The organism is Thermophilibacter mediterraneus, assembly GCF_900119385.1.
GTDB lineage: Bacteria > Actinomycetota > Coriobacteriia > Coriobacteriales > Atopobiaceae > Thermophilibacter > Thermophilibacter mediterraneus.
Genome location: NZ_FPKO01000008.1, coordinates 447,834 through 465,332 on the forward strand (window position 1 = coordinate 447,834; position 17,499 = coordinate 465,332).

A 17,499-nucleotide genomic window follows, 5' to 3' on the forward strand; every position below is an offset into this window, starting at 1 on the left:
GTTCTTCTCGCCCGCTGCGCGCACGTCCTTCTCGGCGATTTACCGAGTTCTTACCGCCCCGCCGATGACGCTCGCCTACCATGGAAACGTTGCGACCCCAAGGAGAGGAAGTCCCATGGCCCAACAGAAAATGACCAAGGCCGAGAAGAGCTGGATCGTCTACGACGTGGGCAACTCGGCGCTCGTCCTGCTCGCCACGAGCGTCATCCCCATCTACTTCTCGTCGCTCGCACCCGAGGGAGGGGTCGTCGTGGCGTGGAGCTACGCCGAGACCGTCGCCTCGCTCATCATCGCGCTGCTCATGCCCATCCTGGGCTCGATCGCCGACATGCAGGGCATGAAGAAGAAGTTCATCGTCGGCTGCGTGGGCACGGGCGTGGTCGCCACGGTCGCGCTCGGCTTCGTCACGGCGGCGCTCGCGTTTCTGGTGGTGTACGTGATCTCCTCGGTGGCGCTCAACTCGTCGATGGTCTTCTATGACGCCCTGCTCGTCGACACCACCACCGACGAGCGCATGGACGAGATCTCGAGCCAGGGCTACGCCTGGGGCTACATCGGCAGCTGCGTTCCGTTCATCGCGTGCCTGGGCGTGGTGCTCGGCGCCGACGCGCTCGGGATCACCATGCAGACCGCCATGCAGATCGCGTTCTGCATCACGGGCGCGTGGTGGGCCATCTTCACCATCCCCCTGCTCAGGAACGTCCAGCAGCTCCACTACAAGCCGCGCGAGCCGCACGCCGTGAGCCGCGCCGTCCGCGGCCTCGCCGGCACCCTGCGCGAGATCTGGGGCAACCGGGCCATCCGCTACTACATGATCGCGTACTTCTTCTACATCGACGGCGTCCACACCATCATCAAGCTCTCCACGAGCTACGGGACCGACCTCGGCATCGACTCCACCCAGCTCGTGCTCGCCCTCCTGGTGACGCAGTTCGTCGCCTTCCCCTCCGCGATCATCTACGGCCGCCTCTCCTCCCGGTACGGCACGCGCCGGATGCTGCTCATCGCCATCGCGGCGTACTTCGGCATCACGCTGTTCGCCGCGTTCTTCCTGCGCTCGGCCGTCGAGTTCTGGTTCCTGGCCATCCTCGTGGGCATGTTCCAGGGCGGCATCCAGGCGCTCAGCCGCTCCGAGTTCGGCAAGCTCTGCCCCAAGGAGCGCGCCAACGAGTACTTCGGCTTCTTCGACATCTTCGGCAAGTACGCCGCCATCCTCGGCACGTTCCTCGTGGGCACGTTCACCGCGCTCACGGGCAACTCCAGCATCGGAGTGCTCTCCATCGCGGTGCTGTTCGTGGTGGGGTTCTGCGTGATGCTGCGGGTACCGGAGCGCACCGGCGCATAGGGGCCGGTCGAGGCCGGCACGCGCCCGGGCCCCACACAAGACGTGCGGGTTGTGGACGGTTCGGGTCCCGATTCCGTCCGCAACCCGCACGCGTTCTGAGTACGTGCGGGTTGTGGACGGAACCTGAGCCGGAACCGTCCGCAACCCGCACGTTCTTCTCGAGTGGCCCCCACGTGAGCGGGCGGCGGGGCGGTTGGGCGCCTCAGCGCGGGTTGCGGCGCAGAGAGTCCCAGTCCGGGATCATCGGAGCGCCGTCCGGGAGCGCGAGCGGGGTGCCGCGCCGGGGCACGCCGTACTCGTCAAGGACGCGCGCGAACTCCGCGGGGTGCTCCGTCACGCCAAACCCGAACCTCATGAGCGAGACGTCGTAGAGGGTGAAGCGCGACCCACGGATGTTCTCGTCCGAGAGCACCTCGTCGATGCTGCGCCCGCCCATGAGCTCCTCCTCGACGTACTTCGCCCTGCCGTCGAGCTCCCCCAAGATCACGAGGCCGTCGGCGCGCACCCAGCAGTAGTCGGCGCGGTAGGGGCGCCCGTCCTCGACGACGCGAGGGACCTCGACCTGCAGCTCGGGGCGGACGTAGCCGAGCAGCAGCATGCGACCGCGTGCGATGGACTCGCCGCCGTTCTCGCTGCGCGGGTCCGCCCAGTCGAGCGCGGCGAGGACCCGCTCGACGTTGCGCCTGCGCGTCGCATAGGTCTGCGCGAGCGCGGCGAGCTCGTCGGCGCACGTCACCCCCTGTCGCAGGGCCGAGTCGATGACCCCCAGGCCACGGGGGAAGTCTGTCCAGCGCAGGCAGTCGAAGACCGTCTGCCCGGGCGAGGTCACCCGGAGCCCGTCCACGTCCACCACACCGCCGAGGGGGTCGCGCCCGTCAAGAACGGGGTGGCGCACCAGCGTCCGAGGGTTCGAGCCGTGCCGCCCGGGGGCGGTGGCCACGTGAACGCGCCCGACGAGGTCGTCCGAGACGTCGATCCCGTACGCGAGCGCCGCCGTCGGGCCGCAGAAGACCCAGTCGGGGTGGAGCGCCTCGAGCCCGCGCGCGATCCACAGGGACCGCTCGCCCGGCCGCAGGTCGTCCCACTCCCCCGCGTCGGCAAAGAGCCCGCGCGCCGGCGACACCACCGACCCTCCGGCGACGCGCCGCGAGAGCGCGCGCCTGACGCGGGCGGCATCGTCGCCCAGCGGCACGTAGCAGCTCCGCTCCTCTGCTGCCCGGCGAAATTGCTCCGCGATCATCGCTTCAACGGCTCGACTCATGGCTCCCCCTCCCCCGTGGGGGCGAATTGTCCGACAAGTCGGCGCGCGGCGCTTGCAACAATTTCTTTTCTATTTATTTTTTGATTGTTATGAGAGCTGAACGCATTGCGTTCTTGCAGCTCGACCATGGTGCGAAGCTTCGTGATCGAGAGCGGTAAGCGTCGAGAAATGCCGCGAGCGGTAGGTTTTCCGGGGTGGTCGGCATCCGTCCCGCGCCTAAGTTGACCGCCGAGAAGAACGTGCGGGTTGCGGACGATTTCTGAACGCAGAACGACCACAACCCGCACGCGATTGAGATGCGTGCGGGTTGTGGACGGAATGAGGTCGCAAACCGACCACAGCACGCACGCGATTGAGATGCGTGCGGGTTGCGGACGGAATGAGGTCGCAAACCGACCACAACCCGCACGCGTTCGAGGAACGTGCGGGTTGCGGACGGTTCGGGTCCCGATTCCGTCCACAACCCGCACGTGAGAAGCGCGGCGCGGGGACGCCATACGGCGAGGCCCGCGCGGCGCGGGGCTACGCCAGGCGCGCGATGACCCTCTCGAGGCGGTCGCACGCGTCGTCGACCTCGGCGCACGTGATCACGAGCGGCGGGAGGAAGCGCAGGATCGAGTCGCCGATGTGGTTCAGGACGAGGCCCTCCGCGAGGCCCGCCTCGACCGCGCGCGCGGCGACCGGCACGTCGAGCTCCGCGCCGCGCATGAGGCCGTGACCGCGGACCTCGACCACGTGGTCCATGGCGCTCAGGCGGTGGCGCAGGTGGCGCCCGACGGACAGCACGTGCTCGCCGATGCCCAGGTCGACGAGGGCGTTCACGCACGCGAGCCCCGCCGCGCAGGCGAGCTGGTTGCCGCCGAAGGTCGACCCGTGGTCGCCCGGGGCGAGCAGGTCCGCCACGTCGGCGCGCGCCGCGACCGCGCCCATGGGGAAGCCGTCGGCAATGCCCTTGGCCATGCTCACGACGTCGGGCTCGATCCCGCAGCGCTGGAAGCAGAACGGGGATCCGCAGCGGAAGAAGCCGGTCTGCACCTCGTCGACGATCATGAGGACGCCCTTCTCGCGGCAGAGCTCGCGGACGTCGCGCATGTAGTCGTAGTTTGCGTTCCAGACGCCGCCCTCGCCCTGCACGCACTCCAGGATCACGGCGCACACCCCGCCGCGCTCGATGCGCTCCCGCAGGGCGTAGATGTCGTTGAGCGGCAGCGCCACGAAGCCCTCCGGCAGCGGGCGGAAGCTGCGGTGGAACCGGTCCTGACCGGTCGCGGCGAGCGTGGCGAGCGTGCGGCCGTGGAAGCTCTGGCGCGCGGACACGATGACGCTGGCGCCGTCGAGGTTCTTCTCGCCCCAGCGACGGGCGAGCTTGAAGGCGCCCTCGTTTGCCTCGGCGCCCGAGTTGGCGAAGAAGGTCTTCCAGCGCGTGCCCGTGGAGCCCATCACGTGACCGCCCTCGTCGGTGGTGGTCGAGAGCAGGCTCGAGAGCGCGGCGGCGAGCTCGGCGCGCGTGGCGTCGTAGAAGTAGTTGCTCGTCTGCCACACGCGGCCGAGCTGGTCGCGCACGGCGTCGGCGACGATGGGGTTGCAGTGGCCCAGGCTCACGCAGCCGATGCCGCCCAGCAGGTCGATGTACTCCCTGCCCGTGGAGTCCACGAGCGTGGCGTCGTGACCCGAGACGAACTCGACCGGGTAGCGCGCATAGGTGGGCATGACGAATGCCGCGTCGGCGTCGACGACCTCCGCGTCAACGGTCGAGACGGTGGGCTCACTCACGGTGTTCTCGTCAGACATGGCCATCCTCTCACTCGAACTCGTCCTGTGTGAACATGGTACCGCAGCCGGCGTCGGTGAAGATCTCAAGAAGCAGGGAGTGCGGGAAGGTCCCGTTGAGGATGACGACCTCCGAGACCCCCGCATCGAGCGCCTCCGAGATCGAGCGGATCTTGGGCAGCATGCCGCCGTCGAGGCGCCCCGACTCGAGCAGCTCGTGGGTCTCGGCGCGCGAGAGGGACTGGATGAGGGAGTCCTCGTCGTCGACGTCCTCGTAGAGCCCGTCGACGTCGGTCAGGTAGATGAGCTTGTCCGCGCCCATCGCCTCCGCGATCTTGCCCGCGGCCACGTCGGCGTTGATGTTGTAGAAGCCGTCCGGGGCGCAGCCCACCGTGGCGACGACAGGGATGTAGCCGTCGGCGAGGATCGTCTCGATGAGGCTCGGGTCCACCTCGCGGATGCGCCCCACGCGCCCGAGCTCGGGGTCGACGGGCTCGGCCTTGAGGGTCTTGCCGTCCGCCCCCGAGATCCCCACCGCGTTGTGGCCGTACTCGTTGAGCGCCCAGACGAGGTCCTGGTTGACCTTGCCCACGAGCACCTCGCGCACCGCCTCCATCGTGGCGTCGTCGGTCACGCGCAGCCCGCCCCTGAAGCTCACGGGCAGGCCGAGCGCCCTCACGTGCGCGCTGATGGCCTTGCCGCCGCCGTGGACGAGCACGATGCGGATTCCCAGCAGCTTGAGCATCTCGATGTCGGCCACCACCTGGCGGCAGAGCTCGGGGTCCTCCATGGCGGAGCCGCCGTACTTGATGACGAAGGTCTTGCCGGCCATGCGGTGGATCCACGGGAGCGCCTCGTTCAGGACGTCGACCTTGGAGGCCGCCGCCTGGCGCTGCTGCCGGTCACGCTGCTTCATGTCTGCTCCTTACGTGCGCTGGCGAGAAGAACGGTGGGGTCGTGGGACAGGGGGACGGGGGAGCTGTCAGCGCTCCGTCCCCCTGTCCCACGTGACGGCGGGGACGGGGAGGTCCCGGCGCTCAAACAGCTTGGCGCCCAGGACGCGCCAGGAACTCGCGGCGGGGCCTCCCCGTCCCGGCCCTACCGGCTACGTCCGGTAGTCGCCGTTGATGGTCACGTAGTCGTGCGTGAGGTCGCAGGTCCAGACGCGCGTCGCGCACGCCCCCGCCCCCAGGTCCACGGCGATGTCGATCTCCGGGGCCTCGAAGCGGCGCAGCATGTCCTCCTCGTCCATGGGGACGGTGAGGCCCGAGCGGCACACGGGCACGCCCATGAAGTCGATGTCCACGCGCGCCTGGTCGAAGGCGACGCCGCACTTGCCCGCCGCGGCCGCGACGCGGCCCCAGTTGGCGTCGTGGCCGAAGATGGCCGTCTTCACGAGCGGCGAGTTCGCGATCGCGCGGGCGACGGCGTCGGCGTCGGAGGGGCTGGAGGCGCCCATGACGCTCACGGTGACGAGCTTGGTCGAGCCCTCGCCGTCGGCGGCGATCTTGCGCGCGAGCTCCACGCAGCACCCCTTGACGGCGGCCGCCACCGCCGGGAAGGCGGGCGAGTCCACGCCTATCGGCTCGCCCCCCGCCGCGCCCGTCGCGAGGAGCAGGGCGGTGTCGTTGGTGGAGGTGTCGGAGTCGACGGTCACCTTGTTGAAGCTGTCGCGGACGGCGAGCGAGAGGGCGGCGCGAGCGGCCTCGGTGGTGAGCGGGGCGTCGGTCGAGAGCACGGCGAGCATCGTGGCCATGTTGGGCTGGATCATGCCGGAGCCCTTGACGAAGCCGCCCACGTGGACCGTGACCTCCCCGCCGCGCCCGTCGCTCACGCGCCCCTCGAGGGCGACCTCCTTGGGGCGGGTGTCGGTGGTCATGACCGCGCACGCGGCGTCGTGGGCGTGCGCGGCGTCGGCGCCGAGGGACGCCACGGCCGCCGGGACGCCCGCCTCGAAGGGGGCGAGCGGCAGCGGCACGCCGATCACGCCGGTCGAGGCCACGAGGACCTCCTCGGAGTCGCAGCCCAGCTCGGCCGCCACGATCTCGGACGAGCGACGGGCGACCTCCAGCCCCGGCTCGCCCGTCGCCGCGTTGGCGTTGCCGGAGTTGAGGACCACCGCGCGCGCCCGGGCGCCCGGGCGCGCGGCGCGCTCGCGGCTCACGGTCACGGGCGCCGCGCAGAAGCGGTTGGTGGTGAAGGTGCCGGCGACCGGGCACGCCTCGTCGGTCACGACGAGGGCCAGGTCGAACCGGGTGGGGTTCTTCCGGAAGCCGGCCGAGACGCCGGCGGCGCGGACGCCCGCCGCGGCGCAGACGCCGCCGTCGCAGGGCATGAAGCCGAAGGCCTCGGGCGCGTCGGGCGCGACCGGGACCTCGAGCGGTGCAAAGTCACTCATGAGGCTCTTCTCCGTTGGTCTTGGGGCTAGACGAGGGGCGCCGGGGCGAGGAGCCCCGCGGTCTCGGGGAGGCCCAGCACCACGTTGGCGCACTGGACGGCCTGCGCGGCCGCCCCCTTCCCGAGGTTGTCGATCGCGCAGGACGCGACGATCGTGCGTCGTCGCCGCGCGTCGAGCGCGACGCCCACCTGGGCGCGCGCCGTGCCGAAGACGGACGCGGTCGCGGGCATCTGACCGGCGCCCAGCACGGTGACCAGCGGCTCGTCGGCATAGGCGCGCTCGTAGGCGGCCTGGACGTCGTCCGCCGTCACCCCCGGCGCAGCCTCGAGGTAGACGGTGGAGAGCAGCCCGCGCGTGAGCGGGGCGAGGTGCGGCGTGAAGACGACCGACATCTCGCGGCCCGCCACGTCGGAGAGGGTCTGCTCGATCTCGGGCGTGTGGCGGTGCCTGGCCACGCCGTACGCCTCAACGGACTCGTTGGCATGGCAGAAGTGCGTGCGCGCGTTGCACCCGCGACCCGCGCCGGAGACGCCCGAGATGGCGTCGGCGATCGCGAGGTCGCCGGACGCGAGGCCCGCGGAGAGCGCGGGTGCGGCGGCGAGCGCGGTCGCCGTGGGGTAGCAGCCCGGCACGGCCACGAGCACGGCCTCGCCGGCGGCGCGGCGCGCGGCGAGGCCCGCGAGGCCGGCGCGGTTGAGCTCGGGCAGCCCGTAGACCGTCTGGGAGAGCAGCTCGGGGCTCGTGTGCGGCGTGGCGTACCACGCCTCGTACACGGAGGCGTCGCGCAGGCGGTAGTCCGCGGAGAGGTCGAGCACGGTCACGCCGCGCTCGAGCAGCGCCGGGGTGAGCGAGAGGCTCGCGGTGTGCGGGACGGCGAGGAAGGCCACGTCGGCAGCGGCGGCGATGGCGTCGGGGTCGGGCAGGGAGAGCTCGAGGTCGCAGGCGCCCGCGAGGGATGGGTAGACGGCGTCGAGCCGCGTCCCGGCCTCCTTGCGGTCCGTGGCCATGACGAGCTCGAGGTCCGGGTGGCCCAAGATGAGCCGGCAGGCCTCGACGCCCGCATAGCCCGTTGCCCCCACGACGCACGCCCGAATGGTCCCCATCTCACACGTCCCTCTCGCCCGTTGCTTTTTTGGCACACGGTAGGACCCCGTCCGACGGGTGTCAACGAGCCGACACCTGCCTGACACACTTCGCCGCCCCGCGGAAGTGACGATGCGTCGCCAACGTGCTACCCTCTCAGGGCGAGAAGAACGAGGGAGGCCCCATGGCACAGAGAAACGTCGCGCCGCTCCAGCGCCCCACCGTCCGCCGCACGCTCAGGCGCTTCTGGGACGTCACGCGGATGCAACCCGGCATAGCCGCGCTCGCCGTGATCACGTCCGCGGGCTACGTCGCGCTGCTCACCTACGTCAACACGTACGTGATGGGCCTCATCGTGGACCGGGTGCAGGCGTCGCCCGTCCCCGCCGACCGGGTGGCCGAGGTCTTCGGACCCTACGTGGTCGCCCTCCTCGTGGTGAACGCCGTGGGCCAAGCGCTCTCCAAGCTCCAGGACTACACCGTCTACAAGCTCGAGATCAACGGCAACTACCACCTCTCGCGCCTGTGCTTCGACACGCTCTCCAACCAGTCGATGACCTTCCACACGAGTCGCTTCGGCGGGTCGCTCGTGAGCCAGACCACGCGCTTCACCGGCGGCTACACTGCCCTCGTGGACGTGGTGGTCTACTCGCTCATCCCCACGGTCGCATCGGTGGTCTGCACCTTCGTGGCGCTCGCGCCCGTGGTGCCGAGCTACATGGCCATCCTCACCGTGCTCCTGGTGGCCTACGTGGCGGTTGCCACCCACCTCTACCACAAGATCTTGCCGCTCTCGCAGCGGACGGCCGCCGCGCAGAACCGCCTCTCCGGCGTGCTCTCCGACGCGGTGACCAACATCCTGGCCGTCAAGACCTGCGGGCGCGAGGACTACGAGCGCGGCCTCTTCGACGACGCCGCGCGGGCCGCGCGCGAGGCGGAGTCGCGCAGCATGCACGCCACCATGCGCCGCGGCTTTGCCACGAGCACGCTCATCACCGTCATCATGCTCGTGGTCTCGGTCTTCGTGGCGGGCGGCAACGCGTGGTTCGGCATCTCGGCGGGCACGCTCGTGATGATGTTCACCTACACCTACCAGCTCTCCATGCGCTTCAACTACATCAACTCCATGATGCAGCGCATCAACCGCGCCCTCGGTGACGCCGCGGAGATGACGCGCGTCCTCGACGAGCCGCGCCTCGTGGAGGACGAGCCGCTCGCCGCGGAGCTCTCCGTCACGCACGGCGCCATCGACTTCGACCACCTCGGCTTCGCCTATCACGACGCCGCGCCCGGCGAGCGGGTCTTCGAGGACCTCACCCTCCACATCCCCTCCGGACAGCGCGTGGGCCTCGTCGGCCGCTCGGGCTCGGGCAAGACCACGCTCACCAAGCTGCTGCTGCGCCTTGACGACGTGCAGGACGGCCACGTCTTTGTGGACGGCCAGGACGTGAGCCGCTGCACCCAGCAGAGCCTGCGCCGCAGCATCGCCTACGTGCCGCAGGAGGCGCTGCTGTTCCACCGCTCCATCCGCGAGAACATCGCCTACGGCCGGCCCGACGCCACCGACGAAGAGATCTGGCGCGCGGCGCGGCTGGCCAACGCCGCCGAGTTCATCGAGCGGCTCCCCGCGGGGCTCGACACGATGGTCGGCGAGCGCGGCGTGAAGCTCTCAGGCGGGCAGCGCCAGCGCGTGGCCATCGCCCGCGCGATCCTGGCCAACGCCCCGATCCTCGTGCTCGACGAGGCAACCTCCGCGCTCGACAGCGAGTCCGAGGCGCTCGTGCAGGGGGCGCTCGAGAACCTCATGGCCGGCCGCACGAGCATCGTGGTGGCGCACCGCCTCTCCACGGTCGCCTCGCTCGACCGCATCGTGGTCCTCGCCGACGGGAAGATCGTGGAGGACGGCACGCACGCCGAGCTCTCCGAGGCCGGCGGCGAGTACGAGCGCCTCTGGGACCGCCAGACCGGCGCCTTCCTCGAGGGCGAGTAGCGCGCCGGCGAGAAGGGCCGCGCGGCCCGGGCTCCCCCTATCCGGCGAGCTCCTCGGCCAGGTAGCGTCCGGTGACGCTCTCGGCGCACGCGGCCAGCTCCTCGGGCGTGCCCGCGCAGACCACGCGCCCGCCGGCCTCGCCTCCTCCGGGCCCCATGTCGATCACCCAGTCCGCGTTGGCGATCATGTCCAGGTCGTGCTCGATCACCACCACCGTGGCGCCGTTTCGGATGAGCCGCTCCAGCACGCCCAGGAGCACCTCCACGTCGAGCGGGTGCAGGCCGATCGTGGGCTCGTCGAAGACGAAGAGCGCGTCGGCCTGGTCGCGCGTGAGCTCGCTCGCGAGCTTGAGGCGCTGGGCCTCGCCGCCCGAGAGCGCCGGCGTGGCCTCCCCCAGCGTGAGGTAGCCGAGCCCCAGGTCGTGCAGCACCTCGAGCTTGGCGCGCGCCGTGCGCAGCCGCGTCTGCCCGAGCGCCTCGCGCGCCTGGTCCACGGTGTAGCCCAGAAGCTCGGGCAGGCTGATGTCGCCCGCGAGCCGCACCTCCGAGGCGGCCGGCGAGAAGCGCGTGCCGCCGCAGTCCGGGCAGGGCACGTCCACGTCCGGCAGGAACTGCACGTCGAGCGATATCTGGCCCGTTCCGTCGCAGGTGGGGCAGCGCAGGCTGCCGGTGTTGTAGGAGAACGCGCCCGCCTTGAGGCCGCGCTCGCGCGCGGCGTCGGTCTTGGCGTAGGCGCGGCGAAGGTCGTCGAGGACGCCGGAGTAGGTGGCGACCGTGGAGCGCACGTTGGCGCCGATGGGCGTGGCGTCGATGAGGTTCACGCGCGCCAGGCCCGCCGCGTCCGCCGAGCGCACGTGGGCCGGCAGCGCCTCGCCCGCGATGGCCGCGCGCAGGCCCGGGATGAGGCTCTCGAGCACGAGCGTGGTCTTGCCGCTTCCCGAGACGCCCGTCACCGCCGTGAGCCGCCCGCGCGGGACCTCGACCGCGAGCGGGCGCACCGTGTGGACGGCCCCCGTCTCGAGGCGCACCGCGCCGCGCGCGAAGACGTCCGCGGCGGCCGCGCGCTCGCGCACCCGCACGCGGCGCTCCCCCGTCAGAAACGGCGCGATCCGCGAGCCCGGGTCCTTCTCGACCCTGGGCAGCGGTCCCTGCGCGATGACGCGGCCGCCGTCGGCGCCCGAGCCCGGGCCGATCTCCACGAGCCAGTCCGCGTGGCGCAGCACGCGCACGTCGTGGTCCACCAGCACGACCGAGTTGCCGTCGGACAGGAGGTCGTCCACGACGCCGAGCAGCCCGTCCACGTTGGAGGGGTGCAGCCCGATGGAGGGCTCGTCGAGCACGTAGAGCACGCCGGTGGTGCGGTTGCGCACGGCGCGGGCCAGCTGCACGCGCTGGCGCTCGCCCGTGGAGAGCGTGGAGCTCGCGCGGTCGAGGGAGAGGTAGCCCAGGCCGAGCTGCTTGAGCCGCTCCATGGGCTCGGCCATCTCGGCGCAGATGGTCTCGGCCATCGGCCGCAGCTCGTCGGGGACGCGGGACGGCACGCGCGGCACCCACGCCGCCAGCTCGTCGAGCGTCATCGCCGTGGCATCGGCGAGCGTGATGCCGTCCACCACGGGACCGCGCGCCGCGGCCGAGAGGCGCGTGCCGCCGCAGTCCGGGCACACGTCCTCGCGCAGGAACCGCGCCACGCGCGCGAGGCCCTTCTCGTCCTTGGCCTTTGAGAGCGCGTTCTCCACCGTGTAGGTGGCGTTGAAGTAGGTGAAGTCGAGCTCCGCGAAGTTGTCGCCCTTCTTGGCGTGGTAGAGGATGTGCTTCTTGACCGCCGGCCCGTGGAAGACGATGTCGCGCTCGGCGGGCGTGAGGTCGCGGAAGGGCACGTCGGTGCGGACGCCCATCTCGCGGCAGACCTGCTTCATGAGGTCCCACATGAGGGTGTTCCAGGGCGCGACGGCGCCCTCGTCGATGGTGAGGCCCTCGTCCGGCACGAGGCTCGCCTCGTCAACCGTGCGCACGATGCCGGTCCCGCCGCAGGTGGGGCAGGCGCCGGCGCTGTTGAAGGCCAGGTCCTCGGCGCCGGGGCCAAAGAACTCCCGGCCGCAGGCGGGGCAGGTGATGGGCTGCATGAGCGCCACGGCCATGGACGGCTCGGCGTGCGCCCCGCAGTGCGGGCACCGGTGGCTGCCGAGGCGCGAGAAGAGCAGGCGCAGGTAGTTGAGCAGCTCGGTGGCGGTGCCGAAGGTCGAGTGCACGCCGGGTATGCCGGGGCGCTGGCGCAGCGCGAGCGCGGCGGGCACGTGGCGCACCTCGTCCACCGTGGCGCGCGCGGACTGGGAGATGCGGCGGCGCGTGTAGGTGGAGAGCGCGTCCAGGTAGCGGCGGCTGCCCTCGGCGTAGAGCGTGCCCAGGGCCAGCGAGCTCTTGCCGGAGCCGGAGACGCCCGCGACCCCCACGAGGCACCCCAGCGGGACGTCCACGTCGACGCTCCTGAGGTTGTGCACGCGCGCGCCGCGCACCTCTATGTGAGTGGGCTGGTCGGACCTCGGCATGAGCGGCTCCTCTCGACGGCTCCCCTCCCCCACCGATGATACTCCCGGGCGAGAAGGACGCGGGGCCGCGACCCATGCCAGGGCCCGCCCCGAGGGAGCGAGGCGGGCCCTGAGGGGGGGGTCATGTCGCACGAGGCGCGTCGCGCGCTACGCCTCCAGCTCGCGGCGGGCGAGCTCGAGGCAGCCCATGATGCCCTGGTCGCCGCCGAGCGAGGCGGGCACGATGTAGGAGTCCATGTCCGCCAGCTCGTCGGTCTTGAGGTAGCCCGCGATGTTCGCGGCGACCTTCTCGCGCACGAGCGGGAAGAGCTGCTCCTGCTTCATGACGCCGCCGCCCAGGATGATGCGCTGCGGCGAGTAGCACATGACGTAGCCGGCGAGCGCCTGCGCGAGGTAGTCGCTCTCGAGGTCCCAGACCTCCGGACGGTCGGCGAGCTCGACGGCCGGGGCGCCCCAGTGCTTCTGGATCGCGGGGCCGGCGGCGAGGCCCTCGAGGCAGTTGTCGTGGAACGGGCAGGAGCTCGGCGCCTGGTCGTCGGCGCGGCGTGTCAGCAGCACGTGGCCGGCCTCGGGGTGCAGCATGCCGTGCAGCAGCCGACCGTCGATCATGACGCCGGCGCCCACGCCGGTGCCCACGGTGAGGTAGACCACCACGTCGAGGCCGCGCGAGGAGCCAAAGGTGACCTCGCCCAGGCACGCCACGTTGACGTCGGTGTCGTAGCCCACCGCGACGCCGGTCCCGCGCATCATCTCGCCGCGGAAGTCGTAGCCCCTCCAGCCCGGCTTGGGCGTGTCGAGGACGTGGCCGAAGGTCGCGGAGCGCGGGTTCACGCCCGTCGGGCCGAAGGCGCCCACGCCCACGGCGGCGACGCCGCGCTCCTTGAACCAGGCCGCCATGCGGGGCACCACGTCCTCGGGGGCGGTGGTGGGCGTCTCGAAGCGCTCGACGACCGTTCCGTCGGCGTAGCCCGTCGCAAGCACCATCTTGGTGCCGCCCGCCTCGAGCGCGCCGAGCAGCGCGCCCCTGTCCTTCTCGTCAGCCATTGCTCTTCTCCTTACGCCGTGATCTCAACGTACACCGAGACGAACTTGCAGTGACCGATGGGGTCGACGGTGATCGTGGCGCCGTCGTGGGCGACGGGGGCGCTGTCGCGCTCGAGCAGGTCGACGTAGCTCGCGTGCTCGATGGTGCCCGGGACGCGGATCGTGGCTCCCGCAGCCTCATGGTCAAGACCATTGTAGAGCCTCATGACCATGCCGGGGCGCAGCTCGTCGTCGACGAGCCGGTCGAGAAGGACGAGCTGCTTCGGCGCATGTGCGACCAGCTCGTGCGCGAGGGGGTCGCGGACGAGGGCTTCCTCGCGTCGACGCTCGAGCGCGAGCGGGTCGCCGACACGAGCCTGAACGAGGTCTTCGCCATCCCCCACACCATGCGCCCCGACGCGCGGCGCACGATGGTGAGCGCCGCGATCCTCAAGCGCCCGGTGCGCTGGAGCGAGCGGTGCGACACCGTGCAGATCGTGTTTCTGCTCGCCGTGCGCCCCGGGGACCGGGTCGAGATGGAGCACCTCTACGACCTGCTCGTGAGGATCGTCGAGGACCACCACCTCCAGCAGGAGCTCATCGGGGTCGCGAGCTACGCGCAGTTCCTCGAGGTGCTCTCCGGCGCCGTGTAGCGCGACGGGCGTCGGGCGCGGCCGAGGCCGGCTCCCCCTCCCCCGCCCCCTTGCGATACACTCTCTCCGAAAGAGGGGGGCAGCATGGACATCAACCAGATCGCCCAGATGGCGGGCGTCTCGCGCGCGACCGTCTCGCGCTACCTCAACGACGGGTACGTGAGCCAGGAGAAGCGAGCCGCCATCCGGCGCGTCATCGAGAAGACCGGGTACGTGCCGTCGCGCCAGGCGCAGGCGCTGCGCACCGGCAAGACCAACGTGGTCGGCGTCATCATCCCCAAGATCAACTCGGCCTCGGTGAGCCGCATGGTCGCGGGAATCACGCTCGTGCTCAACGACGTCGGCTACCGGGTGCTGCTCGCCAACACCGACAACGACGCCGCGCGCGAGGTGGAGTTCCTCCGGCTCTTCTCCGAGAAGAACCAGGTCGACGGCGTCATCCTCATCGCCACCGTGTTCACGCCGCAGCACGCCGACGCGGTCGCCGCGCTGCCGGTGCCCATCGTGGCGCTCGACCAGAACGTGCCCGGCCTCACCTGCGTCTACCAGGACGACCTCAACGCCCTGCGCGACGTGACCGCCGTCGCCCTGCGGTCGGCGCGCAGGCCCGCCTACATCGGCGTCCTCGAGGAGGACGTCTCCGCGGGCCAGATGCGCCGCCGCGGCTTCCTCGAGGCGTGCGCCGAACGCGGCGTGGAGGTGCCCGAGCGCGCGCTCACCGTCGCGGAGTTCACCGTGGACTCCGGCTACGAGCAGGCCGAGCGCCTGCTCGACGAGTACCCGGAGCTCGACGCCATCGTCTGCGCCACGGACTCCATCGCCTACGGCGCGCTCACCTGCCTGCGCGAGTACGGGCGCAGCGTCCCCGGGGACGTCCAGGTGACCGGCGTCGGCGACGCGGAGATCTCGCAGATCGTGACGCCGACGCTCACCACGGTGCACCACCACTACAAGACCTCCGGCAGCGAGGCGGCGAAGATGCTCGTTGGGCTCATGACCGGCGAGTCCGTCCCGCGCGAGGTCAAGATGGGCTACGAGGTCGTGGCGAGAAACTCCACGCGCTGAGTGCGGGCCGAATACGCGTCGAGTGCGCGGTGAGCAGCGCGCACTCGACGTCATTCCTATCCGAACGGACAGAGATGCGGCCGAGTGCGCGCTCCCCGCTGGCGAGGAGCGCGCACTCGACGCGATTTCGCGCGGCGGCGCCAAGCTCGCGCCGGGCATGGCGGCCCGAGCCAGAGGTTCTTCTCGCCCGAGGGTCGCGTGACCCCTCGCTTCCCAACGGAGTGCCGTTCACCGAAACAATCATGCCGCTCACCAGTCAGCGTCGCCCTCGTCGCTTTGCCATCGTATTGTGAGAACGATTCCATATGGGAACGTTTTCACACCACAGTAGCAGGCTATCATGGAGGGGCGTGAAGAAGCGAAGGGAGCAGCAATGGCACTCGACTACCGACAGGCCGCGCAAGAGATCCTGGACGCGATAGGCGGGGCCGGGCAACGTGGTCTCCGCGGCGCACTGCGCGACGCGGCTGCGCCTCGTGCTCGCGGACGACTCGAAGGTGAACCAGGCTGCGGTGGACAACGCCACCGGCGCCAAGGGCAACTTCAAGGCGTCCGGACAACTGCAGGTCATCTACGGCACCGGCACGGTGAACAAGGTCTACGACGAGTTCATCGCGCTCGGGCACATCACCGCCGCCACCAAGGCGGAGGTCAAGGAGGCCGCCGCGCAGCAGCAGACCAACCCCTTCATGCGCGCCATCAAGCTCCTGGGCGACGTCTTCGTGCCCATCATCCCGGCCATCGTGGCCTCGGGCCTGCTCCTGGGCATCATGAGCGCGCTCTCCTTCATGGACGCCAACGGCTTCATCACACTCGACACCAACAACGCCTGGTACCAGATCCTGAACCTCGTCTCCAACACGGCGTTCACGTTCCTTCAGATCCTCATCGGCTTCTCCGCCGCCAAGGCCTTCGGCGCCAACCCCTACCTCGGCGCCGTCATCGGCATGCTGCTCATCAACCCGGGCCTCCAGAACGCCAACACCGTGGCGACCGAGGGCGTGCAGCAGACCTACGCCGTCATCCCCGGCGTCTACTCCATCGAGTGGACCGGCTACCAGGGTCACGTCATCCCCATCGTGATCGCGGCGGGCATCCTCGCCTTCGTCGAGAAGCGCCTCCACAAGGTGGTCCCCGAGGCCTTCGACCTCTTCGTGACGCCCCTCGTCTCGGTGGCCGTGACCGCCTACGTCACCATGCTCGCCGTCGGCCCCGTCTTCGTCTGGGCCGAGAACGCCATCCTCGGCGGCATCCAGTTCCTCATCACGCTGCCCCTGGGCATCGGCTCGCTCATCATGGGCGCCCTCTACGCCCCCACCGTGGTCACCGGCATCCACCAGATGTACACCACCATCGACCTCGGGCAGATCGCCGCCTACGGCGTGACCTACTGGCTGCCGCTCGCCTCCGCCGCCAACATCGGCCAGGCCGGCGCCGCGCTCGCCGTTGCCCTCAAGACCCGCGACGTCAAGATCCGCTCGCTCGCCCTCCCCTCCTCGCTCTCCGCGTTCATGGGCATCACCGAGCCCGCCATCTTCGGCGTGAACTTGCGCTTCTTCAAGCCCTTCGTCGCCGGCTGCATCGGCGGCGGCCTGGGCGCCATGTTCGCCTCCATCGTGCAGCTCGGCGCCAACGGCACCGGCGTGACCGGCATCTTTGGCATCCTGCTCTGCCTCAACCAGCCGCTGCAGTACGTCATCATGTTCGCCATCGCCGGCGTCGTGGCCTTTGCAATCTCGTTCGTGCTCTACCGCGACCCCGAGCAGGCCGCCGCGGCGCCCGTCGCCGAGGCCTCCGTCAGCGCGCCTGCCGCCGACGCCGAGAGCGCCGCGGTCCTCTCCGCCGCCGCTGCCGACGCCGCCGTGGCCGCGGTGACGGACGCCGCACCCGCGACGCGTGCCGAGACCCTCGTCTCGCCGCTCGCCGGCACCGCCATCAGGATGACCGAGGTTCCCGACCCCGTCTTCGCGAGCGAGGCCATGGGCACCGGCGCCGCCGTGCGCCCCACCGAGGGCAGGCTCTGCGCGCCGGCCGCGGGAACCGTCACCGTGCTCGCCGAGACCGGCCACGCGCTCGGCATGACCACCGACGCCGGTGCCGAGGTCCTCATGCACATCGGCATCGACACCGTGACGCTCGAGGGCAGGCCGTTCACCGCGCACGTCAAGGTGGGCGACCACGTGAGCGTCGGGCAGCTGCTCATGGACATTGACCTCGACGCCATCCACGCCGCCGGGCTCGACCCCGTGACGCCCGTGATCGTCACCAACACGGACGCCTACGGCTCCGTGACCCCGCGCCTCGGCGCCGCGTGCCCCGGGGAGCCGCTCGTCGAGCTGGCGTAGCAGACCGGGCGGCGGGTCCCG

The 17,499-nt window shown here is 70.8% G+C and carries 13 protein-coding genes; 5 read left to right on the top strand and 8 right to left on the bottom strand.

The window, feature by feature from the left end:
• The first annotated feature begins 115 nt into the window (after nucleotides 1-115).
• Nucleotides 116-1,345, top strand: a complete 1,230-nt coding sequence (locus BQ7106_RS04075) for an MFS transporter (protein WP_072371632.1) — start codon at nucleotides 116-118, stop codon at nucleotides 1,343-1,345.
• Nucleotides 1,346-1,547: 202 nt separating this feature from the next.
• Here the strand turns inward: BQ7106_RS04075 and BQ7106_RS04080 are convergent, their stop codons facing one another.
• From BQ7106_RS04080 to argC, 5 genes are all read right to left on the bottom strand, one after another.
• Nucleotides 1,548-2,606 carry a type IV toxin-antitoxin system AbiEi family antitoxin domain-containing protein gene (locus tag BQ7106_RS04080; RefSeq protein ID WP_129583783.1) on the bottom strand — a complete coding sequence of 353 codons (1,059 nt, stop codon included), beginning with the start codon at nucleotides 2,604-2,606 and terminating at the stop codon, nucleotides 1,548-1,550.
• A gap of 522 nt (nucleotides 2,607-3,128) precedes the next feature.
• Nucleotides 3,129-4,397: an aminotransferase class III-fold pyridoxal phosphate-dependent enzyme gene (locus BQ7106_RS04085; protein ID WP_072371639.1), complete on the bottom strand. Its 1,269-nt coding sequence runs from the start codon at nucleotides 4,395-4,397 to the stop codon at nucleotides 3,129-3,131.
• Nucleotides 4,398-4,407: 10 nt separating this feature from the next.
• Nucleotides 4,408-5,292: an acetylglutamate kinase gene (argB, locus tag BQ7106_RS04090; RefSeq protein ID WP_072371642.1), complete on the bottom strand. Its 885-nt coding sequence runs from the start codon at nucleotides 5,290-5,292 to the stop codon at nucleotides 4,408-4,410.
• A 189-nt stretch (nucleotides 5,293-5,481) separates the two neighbouring features.
• The gene (argJ, locus tag BQ7106_RS04095) at nucleotides 5,482-6,774 is read right to left on the bottom strand and encodes a bifunctional glutamate N-acetyltransferase/amino-acid acetyltransferase ArgJ (RefSeq protein WP_083526885.1); all 1,293 of its coding nucleotides are present in this window, start codon (nucleotides 6,772-6,774) and stop codon (nucleotides 5,482-5,484) included.
• A gap of 26 nt (nucleotides 6,775-6,800) precedes the next feature.
• Nucleotides 6,801-7,877, bottom strand: a complete 1,077-nt coding sequence (argC, locus tag BQ7106_RS04100) for an N-acetyl-gamma-glutamyl-phosphate reductase (protein WP_072371645.1) — start codon at nucleotides 7,875-7,877, stop codon at nucleotides 6,801-6,803.
• Nucleotides 7,878-8,041: 164 nt separating this feature from the next.
• Between argC and BQ7106_RS04105 the strand changes: the two genes are divergently transcribed.
• Nucleotides 8,042-9,847: an ABC transporter ATP-binding protein gene (locus BQ7106_RS04105; RefSeq protein WP_072371661.1), complete on the top strand. Its 1,806-nt coding sequence runs from the start codon at nucleotides 8,042-8,044 to the stop codon at nucleotides 9,845-9,847.
• A 37-nt stretch (nucleotides 9,848-9,884) separates the two neighbouring features.
• On the opposite strand, the gene BQ7106_RS04110 is transcribed toward BQ7106_RS04105, so the two are convergent.
• The 3 genes from BQ7106_RS04110 to BQ7106_RS10800 form a co-directional block, all read right to left on the bottom strand.
• A complete protein-coding gene (locus tag BQ7106_RS04110) occupies nucleotides 9,885-12,392 on the bottom strand; it encodes an excinuclease ABC subunit UvrA (RefSeq protein ID WP_072371663.1) in 2,508 nt (835 codons plus the stop codon).
• A gap of 147 nt (nucleotides 12,393-12,539) precedes the next feature.
• Nucleotides 12,540-13,436, bottom strand: a complete 897-nt coding sequence (locus tag BQ7106_RS04115) for an ROK family protein (RefSeq protein WP_072371665.1) — start codon at nucleotides 13,434-13,436, stop codon at nucleotides 12,540-12,542.
• Nucleotides 13,437-13,447: 11 nt separating this feature from the next.
• Nucleotides 13,448-13,642 carry a hypothetical protein gene (locus tag BQ7106_RS10800; protein WP_129583784.1) on the bottom strand — a complete coding sequence of 65 codons (195 nt, stop codon included), beginning with the start codon at nucleotides 13,640-13,642 and terminating at the stop codon, nucleotides 13,448-13,450.
• Here BQ7106_RS10800 and BQ7106_RS10620 point away from each other — a divergent pair.
• From BQ7106_RS10620 to BQ7106_RS04135, 3 genes are all read left to right on the top strand, one after another.
• The gene (locus tag BQ7106_RS10620; protein ID WP_129583785.1) at nucleotides 13,616-14,068 is read left to right on the top strand and encodes a PTS sugar transporter subunit IIA; all 453 of its coding nucleotides are present in this window, start codon (nucleotides 13,616-13,618) and stop codon (nucleotides 14,066-14,068) included. The genes BQ7106_RS10800 and BQ7106_RS10620 overlap by 27 nt on opposite strands.
• 84 nt (nucleotides 14,069-14,152) lie before the next feature.
• A complete protein-coding gene (locus BQ7106_RS04130; protein WP_072371673.1) occupies nucleotides 14,153-15,133 on the top strand; it encodes a LacI family DNA-binding transcriptional regulator in 981 nt (326 codons plus the stop codon).
• Between the two features lie 437 nt (nucleotides 15,134-15,570).
• Entirely contained in the window at nucleotides 15,571-17,478 is a 1,908-nt protein-coding gene (locus BQ7106_RS04135) for a PTS sucrose transporter subunit IIABC (RefSeq protein ID WP_240307423.1), read from the top strand.
• The last annotated feature ends 21 nt before the right edge of the window (nucleotides 17,479-17,499 follow it).

Excerpts from the sequence above, each read along its gene's own strand:
- BQ7106_RS04115 (WP_072371665.1), bottom strand. The coding sequence starts at position 13,436 with ATGGCTGACGAGAAGGACAGGGGCGCGCTGCTCGGCGCGCTCGAGGCG.
- BQ7106_RS04085 (WP_072371639.1), bottom strand. The coding sequence starts at position 4,397 with ATGTCTGACGAGAACACCGTGAGTGAGCCCACCGTCTCGACCGTTGAC.
- argC (WP_072371645.1), bottom strand. The coding sequence starts at position 7,877 with ATGGGGACCATTCGGGCGTGCGTCGTGGGGGCAACGGGCTATGCGGGC.
- BQ7106_RS04075 (WP_072371632.1), top strand. The coding sequence starts at position 116 with ATGGCCCAACAGAAAATGACCAAGGCCGAGAAGAGCTGGATCGTCTAC.
- BQ7106_RS10620 (WP_129583785.1), top strand. The coding sequence starts at position 13,616 with ATGGTCAAGACCATTGTAGAGCCTCATGACCATGCCGGGGCGCAGCTC.
- BQ7106_RS10800 (WP_129583784.1), bottom strand. The coding sequence starts at position 13,642 with ATGAGGCTCTACAATGGTCTTGACCATGAGGCTGCGGGAGCCACGATC.
- BQ7106_RS04080 (WP_129583783.1), bottom strand. The coding sequence starts at position 2,606 with ATGAGTCGAGCCGTTGAAGCGATGATCGCGGAGCAATTTCGCCGGGCA.
- argJ (WP_083526885.1), bottom strand. The coding sequence starts at position 6,774 with ATGAGTGACTTTGCACCGCTCGAGGTCCCGGTCGCGCCCGACGCGCCC.
- argB (WP_072371642.1), bottom strand. The coding sequence starts at position 5,292 with ATGAAGCAGCGTGACCGGCAGCAGCGCCAGGCGGCGGCCTCCAAGGTC.
- BQ7106_RS04110 (WP_072371663.1), bottom strand. The coding sequence starts at position 12,392 with ATGCCGAGGTCCGACCAGCCCACTCACATAGAGGTGCGCGGCGCGCGC.
- BQ7106_RS04130 (WP_072371673.1), top strand. The coding sequence starts at position 14,153 with ATGGACATCAACCAGATCGCCCAGATGGCGGGCGTCTCGCGCGCGACC.
- BQ7106_RS04105 (WP_072371661.1), top strand. The coding sequence starts at position 8,042 with ATGGCACAGAGAAACGTCGCGCCGCTCCAGCGCCCCACCGTCCGCCGC.